1 protein-coding gene is annotated in these 240 nt (G+C 77.5%); it reads right to left on the reverse strand.

Translation table 11 applies throughout. The annotated features are described in order from the left end of the window. Positions 1 to 207, reverse strand: a 207-nt coding sequence (locus ACZ3HH_RS31090; RefSeq protein WP_465810569.1) for a hypothetical protein, incomplete at its 3' end; no start/stop codon positions are given. Between the last annotated feature and the right edge of the window lie 33 nt (positions 208 to 240).

Below are 240 nucleotides of genomic sequence, written 5' to 3' on the forward strand. Positions count from 1 at the left end.
GGCACCGCTGACGATCTCGGCCACGAGCGGCAGGCCGCCGCGGTGGGCGAGGTCCTCGGCGCCGGGACCGGCATCCGCCCCCGCCACGACGATCGTCCGCGGACCCGGGGAGAGCACGAACGCCGCCTCGGGCTCGGGCGCGACGTCGGCCACACCGATCCCGCCCCCGCCCTGGTACAGAGCACCGGATGCCTCTTCGTCAGGCACGTCGTCCACCGGCGCCGGTCGCGCCGCGCGGTC

The sequence above is a fragment of the Pseudomonas sp. PME37.24/025 genome, assembly GCF_055556615.1.